Origin of the sequence: Janthinobacterium sp. 61 (assembly GCF_002846335.1) — a bacterium.
GTDB lineage: Bacteria > Pseudomonadota > Gammaproteobacteria > Burkholderiales > Burkholderiaceae_D > Janthinobacterium.
The window spans coordinates 1,309,212-1,328,308 of record NZ_PJMQ01000001.1 but is presented as its reverse complement, the minus strand read 5'-3'; the positions used below and the strand labels follow the sequence as shown (position 1 = coordinate 1,328,308).

Sequence of the window (19,097 nt, the reverse complement as noted above, 5' to 3'; positions counted from 1 at the left end):
CCTGCCCCGGCGGCGCCGGGCTGGCAAGGCGCCAGCAGGGACATTAAACACGGCAAAGCTTAAAGCGGATTTAAATACCCGCACCGTCCAATTAAAAACGGCAGGCGGATAATTGAAAATGAAGGAGCACCAAGATAATCGGACGCATAAAAGAAAAACCCGCGCTACTTATTCAGCAGCGCGGGCTTCTATATTCTGGCGGAGCGGACGGGACTCGAACCCGCGACCCCCGACGTGACAGGCCGGTATTCTAACCAACTGAACTACCACTCCTTAAGAGCGTATTTTTTTGGCGGAGCGGACGGGACTCGAACCCGCGACCTCCGACGTGACAGGCCGGCATTCTAACCAACTGAACTACCACTCCGAAAAATACACAGTACTACTTGCATTTGCATCCAGGATCGTTATTCAAGGAACTTCGATCCTGAAATCGCGGCACCCGGGGGCACCGCCAAATGTTTCCGGTGATTGTCACCTCACCGAAGTCCGTTAGTTTACAGCATCCTTCAAAGCTTTACCAGCTTTAAATTTTGGAACTTTTGCTGCTTCGATCGTGATCGCTTCTTTGGTACGCGGATTGCGGCCGGTACGCTCAGCGCGTTCGCTGACCGAGAAAGTGCCAAAACCAACCAGCGTCACGCTGTCGTTGTTTTTCAAAGTTTCCGTCACGCCGCCGATAACAGCGTCGAGTGCGCGCGCAGCGGCGGCTTTGGAAATGTCAGCTTTTTCAGCAATGTGGTCGATCAATTCAGTCTTGTTCACTAGCATCCCCAATTACAAAGGTATAAAACGTTTACCGTATCGTTGCGGCACTTTTGGCACCACAGCTGTCCGGCGAAAAAAATGTGCAGGCGTATTAAACAAGCCACACTGTATATGTGTCAAGCGCTTTGGGGGCGCAATTCACGTTTCAATATAAAACAAGCGCTCTAAAAGCGCTTGTTTGGGGAAAACAGGGGTAAAACGTTAGTGTTTTACCACCTCGCCAGCCGCGTCAGGCTTGGCTGCGGCGGCCGTGACAGCCTCCACCGCAGCGACTTCGACCAACGGTTCAGGCATGCGCTCGAGGGCGATTTCCAGCACTTTGTCGATCCAGCGCACAGGCACGATCTCCAGCTTGTTCTTGACGTTGTCCGGAATTTCGGCCAGGTCTTTCACATTTTGCTCTGGGATCAGGACCGTCTTGATGCCGCCGCGATGGGCCGCCAGCAGCTTCTCTTTCAGGCCGCCAATCGGCAACACTTCGCCGCGCAAGGTGATCTCGCCCGTCATCGCCACGTCGGCGCGCACGGGGATGCCCGTGAAGACCGACACCATCGCCACCGTCATGGCCGCGCCAGCCGAAGGACCATCCTTCGGTGTCGCGCCTTCCGGCACGTGGATGTGGATATCGCTCTTCTCGAACACGTCCGCCTTGATGCCCAGGCGCTGCGCCCGGCTGCGCACCACCGTGCGGGCTGCCTCGATCGACTCTTTCATGACGTCGCCCAGGGTACCCGTGCGGATGATGCCGCCCTTGCCCGGCATCGACACGGCTTCGATGGTCAGCAGATCGCCGCCCACTTCCGTCCATGCCAGACCGACCACCTGACCCACCTGGTTTTCTTTCTCTGCGACACCAAAATCATAGCGGCGCACGCCAAGGAATTTATCCAGGTTCTTCGAGTTGACGATGACCTTCTTGTCGGATTTCTTCAGCAGCAGCATCTTGACCACCTTGCGGCAGATCTTCGACACTTCACGCTCGAGCGAACGCACACCGGCTTCCCGCGTGTAGTAGCGGATGATATCGCGCAAGGCCGACTCGGCCACCGAGATTTCCTCTTCCTTCAAGCCATTGTTCTTGATCTGCTTCGGCAGCAGGTAACGCTGCGCGATGCTGGTCTTTTCATCTTCAGTGTAACCGGACAGACGGATCACTTCCATGCGGTCAAGCAAGGCTGGCGGAATGTTGTACGAGTTCGACGTCGCCACGAACATCACGTCGGAGAGGTCGAAATCAACTTCGATGTAATGGTCGGAGAACGTGTGGTTCTGTTCAGGATCGAGCACTTCCAGCAGGGCCGACGACGGGTCGCCACGGAAATCGGCACCCATTTTGTCGACTTCATCGAGCAGGAACAGGGGATTGCGCACGCCGACTTTCGACAGCGATTGCAAGATCTTGCCCGGCATCGAGCCGATGTAGGTGCGGCGGTGGCCGCGGATCTCGGCTTCGTCGCGCACGCCGCCCAGAGCCATACGCACGAACTTGCGGTTCGTGGCGCGGGCGATGGACTGGCCCAGCGAGGTTTTACCCACGCCCGGAGGACCGACGAAGCACAGGATAGGCGCTTTCAGCTTGTCGACGCGCTGTTGCACCGCGAGGTATTCCAGGATGCGTTCCTTGACCTTGTCGAGGCCGTAGTGGTCGCCTTCGAGCACTTTTTCCGCATTCGCCAGGTCGTTATTGACCTTGGATTTCTTTTTCCAAGGCAAGTTGACCAGGGTGTCGATGTAGTTGCGCACGACGGTGGCTTCGGCCGACATCGGCGACATCAGCTTGAGCTTTTTCAACTCGTTGGTGGCCTTGTCGAGCGCTTCCTTCGGCATTTTTGCCGAAGCGACTTTTTTCTCCAGCTCGTCGAGGTCGGCGCCATCTTCGCCCTCGCCCAGTTCTTTCTGGATAGCCTTGACTTGCTCGTTCAGGTAGTACTCGCGCTGCGATTTTTCCATCTGCCGCTTCACGCGGCCGCGGATGCGCTTTTCCACCTGCAGAATGTCGAGCTCGCCTTCGAGCTGGCCCAGCAGGTGCTCGAGACGCTTGGCCACGCTGAAAATTTCCAGGATGACTTGTTTTTGCTCAAGCTTCAAAGGCAGATGCGCGGCCACCGTGTCGGCCAGGCGGCCGGCATCGTCGATGCCCGACAGCGAAGCGAGGATTTCCGGTGGAATCTTTTTGTTCAGTTTGACGTACTGGTCAAACTGCTGCACGATCGCGCGGCGCATGGCTTCGACTTCCGACTCGTCGCCCGGCTCGGACTCGAGCGGCGTCAGGTCGGCGATGAAGTGCGTCGGCGAATCGCTGATGTGGTTGATTCGGGCACGCTGCGCGCCTTCGACCAGCACCTTGACGGTGCCATCGGGCAGCTTCAGCATTTGCAGAATATTGGCGACGCAGCCAATTTCATAGATATCCGAAGGGGACGGCTCGTCCTTCGCGGCTGCTTTTTGAGCGGCAAGCATAATACTCTTGCCCTGCTCCATCGCAGCTTCCAGCGCCTTAATCGACTTTGGACGGCCAACGAACAGCGGTATCACCATATGCGGGAAAACGACGACATCCCGCAACGGCAATAACGGCAGTTGAGTTTGCTCAGTTAATTTGGAAGTTGTCATGGCGTACCTTATAGAAAGCGTGTTTACGATGTTGGCGCTCGCTGCCAAAACACAAGACCGGCGAGAATAAATAATTCTGTGAAACAAACATAGAGTCTATTTCGCAAAACACACCCGCATGACTGTAACAAATGCAGTTTTAACAGTAAAAAAGCCACGCGCAGCTAAGCGCCGCGAGTGGCTTTACGATTGAAGCCTGCACTCATTAATTTAAATTGTACTGCCATGCATTAAGGAATCAAAACCCTTTTTATGCATTTGTCTCGGCAGTTTTCAATTTTCTCCGGAGGCTTTGGCAGTCTCTTGGTAAATCAACAAAGGTTTGGCACCACTGGTGATGGTATTTTCGTCGATGACGACCTTCACCACATTTTGTTCGCTCGGCAGTTCGTACATGACGTCCAGCAAAGCATGTTCCAGGATGGAACGCAGGCCACGGGCACCGGTCTTGCGCGCCAGCGCCTTCTTGGCGATCGCATGCAGGGCGGCCGGACGAATCTCCAGTTCCGCGCCTTCCATCTCAAGCAGCTTCGAATACTGCTTGATCAGCGCATTCTTTGGCTCGACCAGAATCTGGATTAGCGCCTCTTCCGTCAATTCCGCCAGGGTGGCGATGACGGGCAGACGACCCACCAGTTCCGGGATCAGGCCGAACTTGACCAGATCTTCCGGTTCTGCTTGCAGCATCAGTTCGCTGGCCGAGCTTTGCGACTTGCTGCGCACCGTGGCCGAGAAGCCGATGCCGCTCTTTTCGGAACGGTTGGCGATCACTTTCGACAGGCCGTCGAAGGCGCCGCCGCAGATGAACATGATGTTGGTCGTGTCGATCTGCACGAAATCCTGGTTCGGGTGCTTGCGGCCGCCTTGTGGCGGCACGGAAGCCATCGTGCCTTCGATGAGTTTCAACAAGGCTTGCTGCACGCCCTCGCCCGACACGTCGCGCGTGATGGACGGATTGTCGGACTTGCGCGAAATCTTGTCGATTTCATCGATGTAGACGATGCCGCGCTGGGCTTTCTCGACGTCATAGTTGCAGCTTTGCAGCAGCTTCTGGATGATGTTTTCCACGTCTTCACCCACGTAACCGGCTTCGGTCAGGGTGGTGGCGTCCGCGATCACGAACGGCACGTTGAGCATGCGCGCCAGGGTCTGTGCCAGCAGGGTCTTGCCCGAGCCGGTAGGACCGACCAGCAAGATGTTGCTCTTGGCCAGCTCGATGTCGTCTTTCTTGCCCAGGTGCTTGAGGCGCTTGTAATGGTTGTACACCGCCACCGACAGGATGCGCTTGGCAGTCTGCTGGCCGATCACGTACTGATCGAGCAAGGCGGCAATTTCTTGCGGCGTCGGCAGGTCGGATTTGCTACCGGTCACCGTCTCGATGCTCGACGTTTCATCACGGATGATGTCGTTGCACAGGTCGATGCACTCGTCGCAAATGAACACGGACGGGCCGGCGATGAGTTTCTTCACCTCGTGCTGGCTTTTGCCGCAGAACGAGCAATACAGTAATTTTTCGCCGCTAGAGGATTTTTTGTCTGACATAAGGCATTTTGGTTGGAACTGCATTAACAATATTGCAAAATCGCAAGCCGGAGTGCGGTAGTTGTCCGAAAGACAGCCACCCATGGCGCAAGCCAACAACGTGCACAAGCTCCATGCTACCCGAAATAAAAGCGAAACGCCCGAACGTTTGATCGCCCGGGCGTTTACTTACAAGCTTAGCAATACCGGTAGGGGCTCATCAAGCGCGGCTGGTCAACACTTTGTCGATCAAACCATACTCAACGGCCTCGTCGGCGGACATGAAACGGTCGCGGTCGGTGTCCTTGGCGATCTGTTCGATCGACTGGCCCGTGCGCTCGGCCATGATGCCGTTCAAGCGGGTGCGCAGGTAAAGGATTTCCCTTGCCTGGATCTCGATATCGGACGCCATGCCTTGCGAACCACCGGACGGCTGGTGAATCATGATGCGCGAGTTCGGCAGCGAGAAACGCTTGCCCTTGGCGCCAGCGGCCAGCAGGAAAGCGCCCATCGAAGCAGCCATGCCCGTACACAGGGTCGAGACGTCCGGCTTGATGAACTGCATGGTATCGTAGATGGCCATGCCGGCCGAGACCGAACCACCTGGCGAGTTGATGTAGAGCGAAATTTCCTTTTCCGGATTTTCGCTTTCCAGGAACAGCAGCTGGGCGACAACCAGGTTGGCCATCTGGTCATTGACCGGGCCGACCATGAAAATCAAGCGTTCCTTCAGCAGGCGCGAGTAAATATCATACGAGCGCTCGCCGCGACCGCTTTGTTCCACCACCATCGGCACCAGGCCGAGCATCTCTGTGTCCAGCGCTGGATTACGGTTCATACCTGTCATTTCATTTCCTTGTGAAGCAGTTAGGGGATACCACCATTACTTTTCAGCAACAATGGCATCCCAATACCAACTGGTTTACGCTTGTGCGTTGCTTCCCATCAGTTCGTCGAAAGCAACTGCTTTCGTCGTGACTTTCGACAGGCCCAACACGTAAGTGACGACGTTTTCTTCCAATACAAGGGCTTCGATCTCACCCAGACGACGACGGTCGCTGTAGTAGTACTTCAGCACTTCGCGTGGATCTTCGTAGCTTTGAGCGAAATCTTCGATTTGCGCCTTGACTTGCTCAGGCGTTGCCTGCAGCTTGTTGTCGCCCACCAGTTGCGACAGGATCAGACCCAGGCGTACGCGACGCTCGGCTTTTTCTGCGAACAGTTCTGCTGGGAAAGGCACGTCCTTGACGTTCATGCCGCGCTGCGCCATGTCTTGACGGGTCATTTCGGCCAGACGCTCGGAATCCTGAGCGATCAGCGTTTTTGGCACGTCCAGCTCAGCAACTTTGATCAGCGCGTCCATGACGGCTTCCTTGTTGCGTGCTTTTACGCGGCCAGCAACTTCGCGTTGCAGGTTGACTTTGATGTCTTCGCGCATTTTGGCCAGGTCGCCATCGGCAACGCCCAAGGACTTTGCGAATTCAGCGTTAACTTCCGGCAGGTGCGCCCATTCCAGCTTTTGCAGGGTGATGGTGAACGAGGCGGTCTTGCCGGCCACGTCCTTGCCATGGTAATCCTCAGGGAACGACAATGGGAAAGTCTTGGACTCGCCCACTTTCAGGCCCAGGGTCGCTGCTTCGAATTCTGGCAGCATGCGGCCTTCGCCCAGCACGAAAGCGTAGCCTTCAGCTTTGCCGCCCGGGAATTCAACGCCATCGATAGAACCGACGAAGTCGACGGTCACGCGGTCGCCGTTGGCAGCGATCGGCTCACCGCCGTCGCCGTGTTCGCCAGCTTCGCCCTTGGTGTGGAAGTGCACGCGCTGCTTGCGCAGGATGTCGATGGTCTTGTCGATTTCGGCTTCCGACACGTCGGCTTGCACGGTTTCGATTTCAACAGCCGTCAGGTCGCCGATGGCGACTTCCGGATACACTTCGAAGGTTGCATCGAAAGCCAGCTGGCCTTCGGCTGCTTCTTCTTTCGGCACGATGTTCGGGAAACCGGCCACGCGCAGATTGTTTTCGTTGGCGGCGTCGTTGAACGCGCGGCCGACTTTGTCATTCAGCACTTCCGATTCAATTTGGTAGCCGTATTGTGCTGCGACCATTTTCAACGGCACTTTGCCCGGACGGAAGCCCGGTGCCTTAGCCGTACGGGCTTGCACTTTCAGGCGCTTCTCAACTTCCGTGCGGACGTCCGTCAGCGGGAAGGAGATCGTGATACGACGTTCGAGTTTGCCCAAGGTTTCGACTGCAGTTGCCATGTAAAAAATCGTCCAAAAAATAAACACTGTTGGTGCGAGAAAAGAAGACCCGACCCCTTGCGCCATCACTGGCGGCAAGACATGGGTCCAGCTTCACTCGCTCGCATATTCATCTGTAAAAGTACTGGAAAACAGGACGATGGACCTGGCCTACCCGGCTGAGGGAAAACCCCGCACCAGGCACCAAACAATCCGCCGCTTCCAGTACTGCGACAGGGCTCCGAGCGTCCAGCTTTGCTTCCAAGTAAATGCAAGGCCGGCCATCATTCGGTAAAGCGTGGCATTATAACAAAGGACTTCGGGAAAGTGGCTGGCTTTGCAGCCCGACCACAGAGGATACCAGCGGCGGCGAACGAATCGCCACAGCCTGGATGGCCCTGTCTTTACTCTTGCACCGGCATTCTTTATTTCGCCAGAGACAGGCTTTCCAGCCTGCTTCGTTCATTAGTATATGCGAACTGTCGCTCCGTCCGAAACAAAGAAATGCGCTCTTGGCGAAGATTTCGGGCAAAAAACCTTTGATTTACCTCAATTTGGCCATTTTCCAGGCAAATCTCCGCCCGGCTCCTGCACCGCCGCCCGATCTCTGGCAAAAAATAGTGCAAACGAAGACATCCCGAATGACGGAAATATAGCAAAGGCAACAGGAAAACAAAAAAGATGCCTGCAACGAGGCTGAAGAACAACTTGATGGTGCTGCACATCCGGGCTGGAACAACCCGGATTGGTGCGGATGGGGAGACTCGAACTCCCAAGCCGAAGCACTGGCTTCTAAGACCAGCGTGTCTACCAATTCCACCACATCCGCATTTCGTACTACTTGCCGCAGGCTACACACCTGCCGTTACTGATTTTAACAACTCGGGAACGATCTGGCTACCTTGGACTTGTCGAGCAAGCCCGCGCTAAAGCAAAGGCGGCATTCTACTGGATTTCCCAGAGGAATGCCGCCTTTTTTATGCTGATACCCTGGCGCCTGTCCCTAGCCCTCTTTTGCGCTCACCGGCTCGGGCTTCTTGACCCGGAACCAGGCCGCATACAGGGCCGGCAGGAACAGCAAGGTCAAGGCCGTCGCCAGGATCAGGCCGCCCATGATGGCGACCGCCATCGGCCCCCAGAAGACGGAGCGCGACAAAGGAATCATGGCCAGTGCGGCGGCGGCGGCCGTCAGCACGATGGGGCGGCAACGGCGCACGGCCGAGTCGATGATGGCATCCCAGGGGGCCGAGCCATCCTTGATGTCTTGCTCGATCTGGTCGACCAGGATCACGGAGTTGCGGATGATCATGCCGAACAGCGCGATGACGCCCAGGTTGGCCACAAAGCCCAGCGGGCGATGCAGCAGCAGCAAGGCAAATGCGGCGCCCGCCACGCCCAGCGGGCCCGTCAGGAACACCAGCAGGGAGCGCGAGAAACTGTGCAGCTGCAGCATCAGCAAGGTGAAGATGATGAAGATGGCCAGCGGCAGGTTGGCCGCGATCGACGCTTCCGCCTCGCCGCTGTCGGCCGCCACGCCCTTCACGGTGATGCGGTAGCCGGCCGGCATCTTGGCGCGCAAGGCGTCGAGCTGCGGCGCCAGCTGCGTGGAGACCGTCGCGCCCTGGATGCCGTCGACCACGTCGGACTGCACAGTAATGGCCCATTCACGCTTGTCGCGCCAGACCACGCCCGGCTCCCACACGAAATGCGCGCGGGCCAGCTGCGAGATGGGCACGGACTTGCCCGTTCCCGTCGGGATATTCGTGTCATTCAGCACGGATATCGTCGCCCGCTCTTCCAGTGGCTGGCGCACCTGGATATCGATCAGCTTATTGTCTTCGCGGAACTGGCCGATGACGGTGCCCGACAGAATCGTATTGGCCGCCTGCATCACGGTTTTCGAAGTGACGCCCAGCGCGCGCATCTTGTCCTGATCCAGGTCCAGGCGCAGCACTTTTACCGATTCATTCCAGTTATCGTTGACGCCCAGAGTGTTCGGATTGGCGCGCAAGATGTCCTTGACCTGGTCGGCAATGGTGCGCACGCCCGCCACTTCCGGCCCCGTGACACGGAATTGCACGGGATACGGCACGGGCGGCCCGTTCGGCAACAGTTTTACCCTGCCCCGCACTTCCGGGAAATCCTTCTTGAAGACATCGATGATCTTCTGGCGCAGTTGCTCGCGATCCGCCAGGCTCTTGGGCAAGATCACCACTTGTGACACATTGGTCTGCGGGAAGATCTGGTCCAGCGGCAGGTAGAAACGGGGGCTACCCGTGCCCACATAGCTGGTCACGCTGTCCACACCGTCGAGCTTGCCCACATAGGCCTCGAATTTTTTCACCTGCTTTTCATTCGCGGCAAAGGTCGTGCCCTCGGGCGACCACAGCTCCACCATCAATTCAGGACGGCTGGAATCGGGGAAGAATTGCTTTTCGATGAAGTTAAAACCATAAATACCCAGCGCAAAGATGACCAGGGTGGCAGCGATCGTCGTCTTGCGCCATTCCACGCACCATGTGACGGCACGGCGGAAGCGGCGGAAGTTCGGCGTATCGAACAATTCATGGTCGTTATGCGCGTGCGGTTTCACTTTCAACAAAACGTAGCCGATATAGGGCGTGAAGACGACGGCCACCACCCAGGAAATGATCAGGGCCAGCGCATTGACGGAGAACAGGGAGAACGTGTATTCGCCAGCGGCCGACTTGGCCAGGCCAATGGGCAGGAAGCCCGCCACCGTGATCAGGGTGCCCGTCAGCATGGGCATGGCTGTCGACGTGTAGGCGAACGTGGCCGCGTCGAAGCGCGACATGCCCTCTTCCATCTTGCGCACCATCATTTCGACGGCAATGATGGCGTCATCGACCAGCAGTCCCAGCGCGATGATCAGGGCGCCCAAGGAAATCTTGTGCAAGTCGATGTCGAGCAGGCGCATGAAGAGGAAGGTGACGGCCAGCACCAGGGGGATGGTCAGGGCCACCACCAGGCCGGGCCGCACGTCGATACGCAGCGGTTTCGTGTGCAGGCCCAGCGCGACAAAGCTGACGGCCAGTACGATCAGGATGGCTTCGATCAGGGTATGCACGAACTCGCCCACGGAGGCGGACACGGCTTCCGGCTGGTTCGACACGCGCTGCAGCTCTATGCCCACCGGCAATTCGCTCTTCATGCGCGTCACCGTCGCTTGCAAGGCCTTGCCCATGTCGATGATGTTGCCGCCCTTTTCCATCGACACGCCCAGGCCTATCACTTCCTTGCCATTGAAACGCATCTTGTCCTTCGGCGGATCGACGAATTCGCGTTTCACGGTGGCAAAGTCGCCTAGCCGGAAGGTCGTGCCGTTGGCGCGCAGCTCCAGGTTTTCCAGATCCTTGACGGTAACCATGGCGCCCGTCACGCGCACTTGCAGATTGTCTGTCGGCGTCACCAGCACGCCCGTGGCGTTGATGCTGTTTTGCTCGGACAATTGCTGCACGATGGCGTCAAAAGGAATGCCCAGCTGGGCAAATTTCTTGTGCGAAAAGATGATATTGATCTTCTCGTCTTGCACGCCGAACAGTTCCACCTTCGATACCTGCCCCACGGCCAGCAGCTCCTGGCGCACCTTGTCCGCGTAATCCTTCATTTCCGCGTAGGTAAAACCGTCGCCGGACAGTGCGAAGATGGAGCCGTAGGTGTCGCCGAACTCGTCATTGAAGAACGGTCCCACCACGCCGGCCGGCAAGGTGCCCTTGATGTCGCCGATCTTTTTGCGCACCTGGTACCAGGCGGCCGCCGTTTCCTTGGGCGGCGCCGATTCGCGCAGCTCCAGCAAGATCAGGGTTTCGCCGGGCTTCGAATAACTGGTGATTTCATTGATGTAGGGCGTTTCCTGCAGCTTCTTTTCCAGCTTGTCCGTCACCTGCTCGGCCATCTGCAGCGCCGTTGCACCGGGCCAGTACGCTTGCAAGACCATGGCGCGGAAGGTAAACGGGGGATCTTCATCCTGGCCGAGGCTGGCATAGCTGAGCATGCCGCCGATCAGCAGCACGGCCATCAGGTAGCGCGTCAGCGGGATGTGTTCGAGGGCCCAGCGAGACAGATTGAAGCCGCCCTTCATTTGCCGGCCCCCACGCTGACTGCGGCGGCGGCCACATCCGGCTTGCTGGCCAGTTCTGCGCCAAGGATAGAGACTTTTTGCCCAGGCTTGAGCAAGTTGACGCCGGCCGTGACCACCGTCTGCCCCGCTTTCACGCCCGAGGTCAGCAGCAATTCATTGCCCGCCACGCCGCCCACGGTGACCGGGACCAGTTTCACGGCGCCGTTTTCCACCACCCATACTGAGCTTTGCGACTTTTCATTGAACAGGGCCGTCAGCGGCACCTTGATCTGCGGCGTGGCCGACTGCGAAGCGAACTGCACCACGGCCGTCATGCCCAGGCGGGCTTGCGGCACGTCCGGGATGCTGACCTTGGCCAGGTAAGTGCGCGTGGCGGCATCGGCCACGGGCGACACTTCGCGTATCTTGCCCGGCCAGCCCTGCTTCGGATCGGCCCACAGGCGCACCACCACATCCTTGACGCTGCGCAAGGTCTCGACCTTGTCTTCGGGAAGGCCGATCACGACTTCCTTTTCGCCGCTTTTGGCCACCTGCACCACGGGCGTGCCAGCCGCGACGACCTGCCCCACCTCGGCCTCGATGCGCGTGACGACGCCATCGACGTCGGCCAGCAAGCTGGCATAGCCGGACTGGTTGGCCTGGCCGCGGTGCAGGGCCTGGGCCGCTTCCACGTTGGCCTGCGCCGCCTTGTAAGTGGCATCCTTGCCATCAAGCACAGCCTGGCTGACGAAATTCTTCGCGCGCAAATCCTGGTAGCGCTTCAATTCAGCGCGTGCCAGGTCGCGGTTCGTTTCCGCGCTGACCAGCGACGCCTTGGCCTGGGCTTGCGACAGCTGCAAGTCGACGGGATCGAGCTGCATCAACACTTGCCCCTTTTTCACGCTGGCGCCCACATCGACCTTGCGCGCGACGATCTTGCCGCCCACGCGGAAACCCAGCTGCGACACGACGCGGGGCACGACCTCGCCCGCCAGTTCCGCACTGACGTCAACATTACTGCTAGACAACACCATCGCGCGCACGGGGCGCACATCTTCCACTTTGACGGCCGGCTTGGAACAGGCCGCCAGGGTCAGTGCCAGGGCGGCGGCGGCAATCAGCCACAGAGCGGGCAGTGCGGGTGCGCCGGTCTCGCGGCGCAGGGTTTTCAGGGCAAACAAGGTATTTTCCTTTACTATGCGGGCTGTTAGATTTTTGCGTGAGGAAACTTTTCGCTTGCTAAGTGATGCTAGCCAAACTTTTTCGCACACGATATCCTTAAATTTGTGACAATATCAGCTTGGTCATGACAGGGAGCGATTCCCCCTAATGACTTTCTGGTTATTAATTATAATCGTGCGCAAAAGCTTTTAGTGACTTTTGCGTCATTAATCTTGAGACGTACAACGTTTGGCGCTTCCTGCGTTGGCAGGGTGCCGGACAAACGCAAGACTAGAGAAGTGTGTTCATGCCTGTAGACCATTACGAAAATTTTCCTGTTGCATCATTCCTGCTGCCGCGCCGCCTGGTGCCCGCTGTCGAGGCCATCTATGCCTTCGCCCGCAGCGCCGACGACCTGGCCGATGAAGGCGACGCCACGCCGGCCGAACGCCTGGCAGCCCTGCACGCCTACGAAGAGGCGTTGGGCCGCATAGCCCGCCACGAAGGCCATGCGGGCGAGAACGCCGCCATGTTCGAACGCCTGGCCGCCGTCATCGCCAAATTCCAGCTGCCGCTCAAGCCGTTTTACGATCTGTTGTCGGCCTTCAAGCAGGATGTGGAAACGACGCGCTATGCCAGCTACGACGACGTGCTCGATTACTGCGCCCGTTCCGCCAACCCGGTGGGGCTGCTGATGCTGCATCTGTACGGTGCGGCCGATGAACAGAATGTACGCGATTCCGATGCGATTTGCTCAGCTTTGCAACTAATTAATTTCCTGCAAGACGTCGCCATCGACCAGCAAAAGGAGCGCATCTACCTGCCGATGGAAGACCTGACCCGCTTTGCCGTCTCCGCCGCCTCCTTTGAGCGGCCCGAAGCGCACGGCAAGTGGAGCGCCCTGATGCGCTTCGAAGTGGCCCGCACGCGCGCCCTGATGCTGTCCGGCGCGCCGCTGGCCCTGCGTTTGCGGGGGCGCATCGGCTGGGAATTGCGTCTCGTGGTGCAAGGAGGCTTGCGCATTCTCGAAGCCATCGAAGCGGTCAATTACGACGTGTTCCGGCGCCGCCCCAAGCTGGAGAAACGCGACTGGCTGATCATTTTCTGGCGCGCCTTGCGCATGTCGCGCAAAAGCCTGCATCAAGAGACGCAAGTAAAAACGGCTTTTCCCCCGTCGCCCAGTCTGTAAGACGATAGAATAGCGGCTTCGATCTGCAACCCTTGCTCTTTTGACTATGTCTCCCGACGAATACTGCCAACAAAAGGCCGCCCAGAGCGGCTCCAGCTTCTACTACAGCTTTCTGTTCCTGCCTGCGGAGCGCCGCAAGGCCATCACGGCCCTGTATGCCTTCTGCCGCGAAGTCGATGACACGGTCGATGAATGCACGGACGAAGCCGTGGCACGCACCAAGTTGGTCTGGTGGCGCAAGGAAGTCAAGGCCATGTACGAGGGCAATCCCACGCATCCCGTGATGCGCGCGCTGCAGCCCCATCTGGACATCTACAAGCTGGAAGAAAAGCATTTGCAGGCCATCATCGACGGCATGGAAATGGACTTGAACCAGACCCGCTACCTCGACTACCAGGCCATGAGCCGCTATTGCTGGCACGTGGCCAGCGTGGTCGGTATCTTGTCGGCCAGCATCTTTGGCGCGACGCGCCCGGAAACCCTGCTGTACGCGGAAAAGCTGGGCCACGCCTTCCAGCTGACCAACATCATCCGCGATGTGGGCGAAGATGCGCGCAAGGGGCGCATCTACCTGCCGATCAGCGAGTTGCAGCAATTTAATGTCACGGCGGCCGACCTGCTGAACGCGCGCCACAGCGAAAACTTTGAAAATCTCATGCGTTTCCAGGTAGCGCGCGCGCAAAAGGCGTATGACGAAGCGTTTGCGCTCCTGCCAGCCGAGGACCGCCGTGCCCAGCGCCCGGGCCTGATCATGGCGGCCATCTACCGTACCGTGCTCAATGAAGTCGAGCGCGACGGCTATCACGTGCTGAAACAGCGCATTTCGCTCACGCCGATCCGCAAGCTGTGGCTGGCCTGGAAGACCTGGGTTCGTGGCTGAGAGTAGCGTGAAGCAACGCTACGCCGTCATCGGCGCCGGCTGGGCTGGTTGCGCGGCGGCCATGGAACTGGCGCGCGCCGGCCATGCCGTCACCGTTTTCGAGGCGGCGCGTACCCTGGGCGGGCGCGCGCGCCGGGTCGAGAGAGAAAACACTGTCCTCGACAACGGCCAGCACATCTTGCTGGGCGCCTACACGGAAACCTTGCGCCTGATCAAGCTGGCGGGGCAAGACCCGGCCGAAGTGATCCTCACCCTGCCACTGCAGATGCGCTATCCGCCCGGTGCTGGCGGCATGGATTTCATCGCGCCGCGCCTGCCCGCACCGCTGCATCTGGCGTGGGCCCTGCTGCGCGCCCAGGGCTTGCTGCGCGCCGACAAGCTCGCTCTGATGCGCTTTTCCACCGCCATGCGGACGATGGGCTGGCAACTGTACAACGATTGCACTGTCAGCGAACTGCTGCAGCGCTTCGACCAGACGGACCGCCTGAACCGGCTGATGTGGTATCCACTGTGCCTGGCCGCGCTGAATACGCCGCCCGAGCGGGCCTCGGCGCGCGTCTTCATCAATGTGCTACGCGACAGCCTGGGCGCGAGCCGCCGCCGCGCATCCGACATGCTGATTCCGAAAGCAAATCTGAGTGCCCTGTTTCCCGAGGCCGCCGCCCGATATCTGGTCCAGCATGGCGGCGCAGTGCGCACGGGCGCCAAGGTGGCCGCCTTGCACGCCTTGCCCGATGGCCGCTGGCGGCTCGATGACGGCGGCCATGATGGCGAGCACTATGACGGCGTCATCGTGGCCACCTCGTCCGTGCAGGCGGCCAGCCTGCTGCAAGGCTTGCAGGATCCGCGCCTCGAGGACGTCATTAGCCGCATGCAAGCTTTCACGCCGGAAGCCATCAGCACCTGCTACCTGCAATACGACGCCACCGTGCGCCTGGACTTGCCGTTTTACGCCCTTGTCGATGCGCCGGAGCGGCAGCACTGGGGCCAGTTCGTCTTCGACCGGGGTCAGCTCGACGCGCGCCAGGCGGGCTTGCTGGCCGTTGTCATCAGCGCCTCCGGCCCTGCCGCCGAGCAAGGCCATGGGCCGCTGGCGCAAGCCATCGCGGCGCAGCTGGCGCAGGTATTGCAGCGGGCGGAACTGGCACAACCGATCTGGACCCAGCTGATCACGGAAAAACGCGCCACCTTTGCCTGCACGCCGGATTTATTGCGTCCCGGCAACGCCAGCGGCATGCCGGGCCTGCTGCTGGCGGGCGATTACACGGCCAATGATGACCGAACGCAAGACTATCCGGCCACCATCGAGGCGGCCGTGCGCAGCGGCATGGCGGCGGCAAAGGCCGTCACCGCGGGCAAAGTGGCAAAGTAGACTTGACGGTGCATCCTCCCCTGGTGTCGCTCGCCCCCGCGAAATTGCATTCTGTCGCACCGCGCTGGTGCGCTCGCGTGCGCTTGGGTACAGTCTGATCATCGACAACGGCCATGCCACGGGGAATACCATGCACACCACCTTGCACTTGAAAAACAGCTTGAAAGCCCTGGCGCTGCTGGCTTGCGTGGCGCTGGCCACCCTGATCGTCATACACGGTCAGCAGGCGCCACAAGCGCCATTGCTGCTGAGCCAGGCAAGCATGTTGCTGCCAGCAGTGGGCTGAGGCGGCGAAGCGGACGGACAGGAAGAATATGATGAACAAGCAAGACTATCTCGACTCTCTGCGGCGCGCGCTGGCAGGCTTGCCACCGGATCTGGTGGCCAAGACGCTCGACTATTACGAACAGACCTTCATCGAAGGCGCTGCAGCCGGCCGCAGCGAGCAGGAGATGGCCGACGACCTGGGCGACCCGAAGAAAATCGCCCTGACCTTGCGCAACAGCACACACCGCCAGGCCTTCGAACACAAAAAAACCCCCGTCAACCTGCTGCGCCTGCTCGTCTCGCTGGTGGGCCTGGCCATCTTCAACCTGTTCATGGTCGTGCCTGCCGCCGTCTACGCGGCCCTGCTGGCCACCCTGTATGCCGTGGGCCTGAGCTTTTACCTGGCCGGCATCGCCATCACGGCCAGCGGCCTGTCCGGCGCCAACGAACTGGTGCTCGACGGCCCCTTGCGCCACGTCTTCATCCATGACGACGATGGCGGCGAGCGCCGCGAGACACGCATCACCATCGGCGACACGGGCATCGAAGTCGATCACCTGCCCGGCCCCGTCAAAGCTGAGTCCGAACCCGAGGCGCCTGGCGCGTCGTCGCGCATGATGGAACGGGCCGAAGCGCTGGCCGGAGGCGGCATCCGCATCTCCACCGATATGGACCGCGATGCGCGCACCACGCAAACCGTCTTCGGCGTGGGCATGCTGCTCGGCGGCATCGCCATCTTCCTGCTCAGTCTGGTGGTAACGCGCTACACCTTGATCGGTATCAAGCGCTACATCGCCATGAATGTCTCCCTGCTCAAAGGTCACTAGAAAGGCTGCCATGAAACGCTTGCTCAAAGTTGGCCTGTCCATGCTGCTGCTGGCAATGGTCCTGATCGCCATGTCCTATGCGGCGCTGCGCGCCAAGGGAATCAGCAATCCCAGCAGCGCTGCCGGCCGCGCCGTGCGTAGCGAAACGCGCCCGATTTCCGCCGATATCAACAGCATCGACCTGGCCGGCCCCATCGACCTGGTGCTGCGCCGCGGCGCCATGCCATCGATGAAGGTGAGCGGCGAGCAGCGTTTGCTGTCGAACGTCGCGACCACCGCCGACGGCACGACCCTGCATATCGGCCAGAAAGGCATGCTCTTCCACCATCGCCAGCCGTTACAGGTGGAACTGGTGCTGCCATCGCTTGTGCGCTTGGAAGTGCACGGCAATGGCGACAGCAAGATCACGGGATTTTCGGGCGATAGTTTCATCCTGGAATTGACGGGTTCGGGCGACGTCAGCTTCACGGGACGCTACAAGCAGGTGCAAGCGACGGTCAACGGCAGCGGTGACCTCGACATCAATGGCGGCAACAGCGATAGCGTGGTCCTGGAAATGGTGGGTTCCGGGCGTATCGCCGCCAGCGGCAACACGAAATTCCTGCGCGCCGACTTGAGCGGCTCAGGCGACATCGATGCCGAGCATCTGGCCACCGACAAGGCCAGCGTCAGCCTGCAAGGCTCGGGTCAGAGCACCGTCTTCGTGCGCGACGCCGCCAACCTGACCTTGCGCGGCAGCGGCGACATCCACGTCCACGGCAACCCGCGCCAGCGCGATGCGCAAAAGAGTGGCTCAGGAGACATCATCTGGCATTAATGATGGCGTGAATGATCAAATGCTGTTGTAATTTCAAGAATTCCCTTCCAGCCAACTGACCGCCTGCTCGCCGGCCGCCTTGCCTTGCGCCAGGCAGGCCGTCAGCAGGTAGCCGCCCGTGGGCGCTTCCCAGTCCACCATTTCACCGGCGACAAACACGCCCGGCATGGCGCGCAGCATGCAGCCGTCGATGCCATCGAAGACCACGCCGCCGGCGCTGCTGATGGCTTCATCGATGGGGCGCGGGCGCTGCAAAGTGACGGGCAGCAGCTTGATGGCGGCAGCCAGCCTGGCCTCGTCGGCAAAGTCTGCCGCGCCCAGGCATTCGCGCAGCAAGCCCGATTTCACGCCCTTGATGCCCAGCCGGCTTTGCAGATGGCTGGACATGGAACGGGCGCCACGCGGGCGCGTGACTTCCTCGAACACCCGCTCATGGCTGTGGTCGGGCGCCAGGTCCAGCCAGATGGTGGTGTGACCCTCAGCGGCGATCTGCTCGCGCAGTGCGGCCGACAGCGCATAAATCAGGCCGCCTTCGACGCCGCCGGCCGTGATGACGCACTGCCCCTGGCGCTTGACAGTTAGGCCGTCGATGTCATGCGCCGTGATGGCCACCGTGGCCAGGTGCTCGCCCGCGTAACGGCTGCTGAAATATTCGCTCCAGTCCACGTCGAAGCCGCAATTGGCCGGTGCCAGCGCTGCCACGGCCACGCCCTGCCCTTGCAGCAAAGGCACCCAGGCACCATCGGAACCGAGGCGCGCCCAGCTGCCGCCACCCAGCGCCAGGATCACGGCGTCGAAGGAGCGCAGGCGTTCGCCGTCCGGCGTGGCGAAGGCCAGCTGGCCGTCCTGCCAGCCCGTCCAGCGGTGGCGCATGTGAAATTGCACGCCCGCTTCGCGCAAGCGGTGCAGCCATGCGCGCAGCAAGGGTGCGGCCTTCATATCGGTGGGGAAGACGCGGTTCGATGAGCCGACGAAGGTGTCCACGCCCAGGCTGTGTACCCAATCGCGCACCCTCTGCGGGCCAAACTGGTCCAGCGCCGGTTTCAGGCGGCTGGCCTGCCTGGCGTAGCGCGAGACAAAGGCCTGATAGCCTTCCGCGTGCGTGATATTCATGCCTCCGCGCCCAGCCAGCAGGAATTTGCGGCCGACGGACGGCATGGCGTCGAACAATTCCACCTGCGCGCCCTGGTCGGCGGCCGCCTGTGCGGCCATCAGGCCGGCGGGGCCGCCGCCGATGACGGCGATGTGAAACGGAGGGGAACTGGAGTTGGTCATGGCAAGCAGGGAAGACGCTGAAAACCCCGGCATTTTAGTCGAGATAAGGCCAGGGGATGGCAATAATGCCGAAAAATGATGCAT

General features: G+C 59.9%; 14 protein-coding genes and 3 tRNA genes. 6 read left to right on the top strand and 11 right to left on the bottom strand.

The features are described from left to right. Window positions 1-196: 196 nt before the first annotated feature. From CLU92_RS06145 to CLU92_RS06100, 10 genes are all read right to left on the bottom strand, one after another. Window positions 197-273: transfer RNA gene (locus CLU92_RS06145), tRNA-Asp, on the bottom strand. Window positions 274-290: 17 nt separating this feature from the next. Then, window positions 291-367 (bottom strand) — tRNA-Asp (locus tag CLU92_RS06140). Between the two features lie 125 nt (window positions 368-492). Continuing rightward, window positions 493-765: an HU family DNA-binding protein gene (locus CLU92_RS06135; RefSeq protein ID WP_010398442.1), complete on the bottom strand. Its 273-nt coding sequence runs from the start codon at window positions 763-765 to the stop codon at window positions 493-495. A gap of 204 nt (window positions 766-969) precedes the next feature. After that, complete coding sequence (lon, locus tag CLU92_RS06130; RefSeq protein WP_101481169.1) at window positions 970-3,381, bottom strand: endopeptidase La; 2,412 nt, start codon at window positions 3,379-3,381, stop codon at window positions 970-972. 273 nt (window positions 3,382-3,654) lie between these two features. Then, on the bottom strand, window positions 3,655-4,923 hold the full coding sequence (clpX, locus tag CLU92_RS06125) for an ATP-dependent Clp protease ATP-binding subunit ClpX (RefSeq protein WP_101481168.1): 1,269 nt from the start codon (window positions 4,921-4,923) through the stop codon (window positions 3,655-3,657). 199 nt (window positions 4,924-5,122) lie between these two features. After that, complete coding sequence (gene clpP / locus CLU92_RS06120; RefSeq protein WP_373629889.1) at window positions 5,123-5,740, bottom strand: ATP-dependent Clp endopeptidase proteolytic subunit ClpP; 618 nt, start codon at window positions 5,738-5,740, stop codon at window positions 5,123-5,125. 84 nt (window positions 5,741-5,824) lie between these two features. Then, a complete protein-coding gene (gene tig / locus CLU92_RS06115; RefSeq protein ID WP_101484527.1) occupies window positions 5,825-7,165 on the bottom strand; it encodes a trigger factor in 1,341 nt (446 codons plus the stop codon). A gap of 725 nt (window positions 7,166-7,890) precedes the next feature. Then, window positions 7,891-7,973 (bottom strand) — tRNA-Leu (locus CLU92_RS06110). Between the two features lie 174 nt (window positions 7,974-8,147). Further along, window positions 8,148-11,246, bottom strand: coding sequence for an efflux RND transporter permease subunit (locus CLU92_RS06105; RefSeq protein WP_101481167.1), 3,099 nt, complete (start codon window positions 11,244-11,246; stop codon window positions 8,148-8,150). Next, on the bottom strand, window positions 11,243-12,406 hold the full coding sequence (locus CLU92_RS06100; protein WP_101481166.1) for an efflux RND transporter periplasmic adaptor subunit: 1,164 nt from the start codon (window positions 12,404-12,406) through the stop codon (window positions 11,243-11,245). The genes CLU92_RS06105 and CLU92_RS06100 overlap by 4 nt, the downstream gene beginning before the upstream one ends. Window positions 12,407-12,693: 287 nt before the next feature. On the opposite strand from CLU92_RS06100, the gene hpnC reads away from it, so the two are divergent. The 6 genes from hpnC (at window position 12,694) to CLU92_RS06070 (ending at window position 17,738) form a co-directional block, all read left to right on the top strand. After that, entirely contained in the window at window positions 12,694-13,575 is an 882-nt protein-coding gene (gene hpnC / locus CLU92_RS06095; protein WP_101481165.1) for a squalene synthase HpnC, read from the top strand. A 46-nt stretch (window positions 13,576-13,621) separates the two neighbouring features. Continuing rightward, window positions 13,622-14,455: a presqualene diphosphate synthase HpnD gene (gene hpnD / locus CLU92_RS06090; RefSeq protein ID WP_035818538.1), complete on the top strand. Its 834-nt coding sequence runs from the start codon at window positions 13,622-13,624 to the stop codon at window positions 14,453-14,455. Between the two features lie 7 nt (window positions 14,456-14,462). Beyond that, window positions 14,463-15,827: a hydroxysqualene dehydroxylase HpnE gene (hpnE, locus tag CLU92_RS06085; protein ID WP_306821359.1), complete on the top strand. Its 1,365-nt coding sequence runs from the start codon at window positions 14,463-14,465 to the stop codon at window positions 15,825-15,827. 130 nt (window positions 15,828-15,957) lie between these two features. Beyond that, complete coding sequence (locus tag CLU92_RS27700; RefSeq protein ID WP_166674794.1) at window positions 15,958-16,113, top strand: hypothetical protein; 156 nt, start codon at window positions 15,958-15,960, stop codon at window positions 16,111-16,113. 28 nt (window positions 16,114-16,141) lie between these two features. Beyond that, a complete protein-coding gene (locus CLU92_RS06075; RefSeq protein WP_243858091.1) occupies window positions 16,142-16,921 on the top strand; it encodes a DUF1700 domain-containing protein in 780 nt (259 codons plus the stop codon). A 10-nt stretch (window positions 16,922-16,931) separates the two neighbouring features. Continuing rightward, window positions 16,932-17,738 (top strand): head GIN domain-containing protein, encoded by an 807-nt coding sequence (locus CLU92_RS06070; protein ID WP_101481162.1) that lies wholly within the window; start codon window positions 16,932-16,934, stop codon window positions 17,736-17,738. A 33-nt stretch (window positions 17,739-17,771) separates the two neighbouring features. Here the strand turns inward: CLU92_RS06070 and CLU92_RS06065 are convergent, their stop codons facing one another. Continuing rightward, the gene (locus CLU92_RS06065; RefSeq protein WP_101481161.1) at window positions 17,772-19,013 is read right to left on the bottom strand and encodes a TIGR03862 family flavoprotein; all 1,242 of its coding nucleotides are present in this window, start codon (window positions 19,011-19,013) and stop codon (window positions 17,772-17,774) included. Between the last annotated feature and the right edge of the window lie 84 nt (window positions 19,014-19,097).

What these genes read in the sequence shown, in the direction of transcription:
- CLU92_RS27700 (WP_166674794.1), top strand. Translation starts at nt 15,958, where the DNA reads ATGCACACCACCTTGCACTTGAAAAACAGCTTGAAAGCCCTGGCGCTG.
- lon (WP_101481169.1), bottom strand. Translation starts at nt 3,381, where the DNA reads ATGACAACTTCCAAATTAACTGAGCAAACTCAACTGCCGTTATTGCCG.
- CLU92_RS06065 (WP_101481161.1), bottom strand. Translation starts at nt 19,013, where the DNA reads ATGACCAACTCCAGTTCCCCTCCGTTTCACATCGCCGTCATCGGCGGC.
- CLU92_RS06105 (WP_101481167.1), bottom strand. Translation starts at nt 11,246, where the DNA reads ATGAAGGGCGGCTTCAATCTGTCTCGCTGGGCCCTCGAACACATCCCG.
- clpP (WP_373629889.1), bottom strand. Translation starts at nt 5,740, where the DNA reads ATGAACCGTAATCCAGCGCTGGACACAGAGATGCTCGGCCTGGTGCCG.
- CLU92_RS06075 (WP_243858091.1), top strand. Translation starts at nt 16,142, where the DNA reads ATGATGAACAAGCAAGACTATCTCGACTCTCTGCGGCGCGCGCTGGCA.
- hpnD (WP_035818538.1), top strand. Translation starts at nt 13,622, where the DNA reads ATGTCTCCCGACGAATACTGCCAACAAAAGGCCGCCCAGAGCGGCTCC.
- CLU92_RS06070 (WP_101481162.1), top strand. Translation starts at nt 16,932, where the DNA reads ATGAAACGCTTGCTCAAAGTTGGCCTGTCCATGCTGCTGCTGGCAATG.
- clpX (WP_101481168.1), bottom strand. Translation starts at nt 4,923, where the DNA reads ATGTCAGACAAAAAATCCTCTAGCGGCGAAAAATTACTGTATTGCTCG.
- tig (WP_101484527.1), bottom strand. Translation starts at nt 7,165, where the DNA reads ATGGCAACTGCAGTCGAAACCTTGGGCAAACTCGAACGTCGTATCACG.
- hpnC (WP_101481165.1), top strand. Translation starts at nt 12,694, where the DNA reads ATGCCTGTAGACCATTACGAAAATTTTCCTGTTGCATCATTCCTGCTG.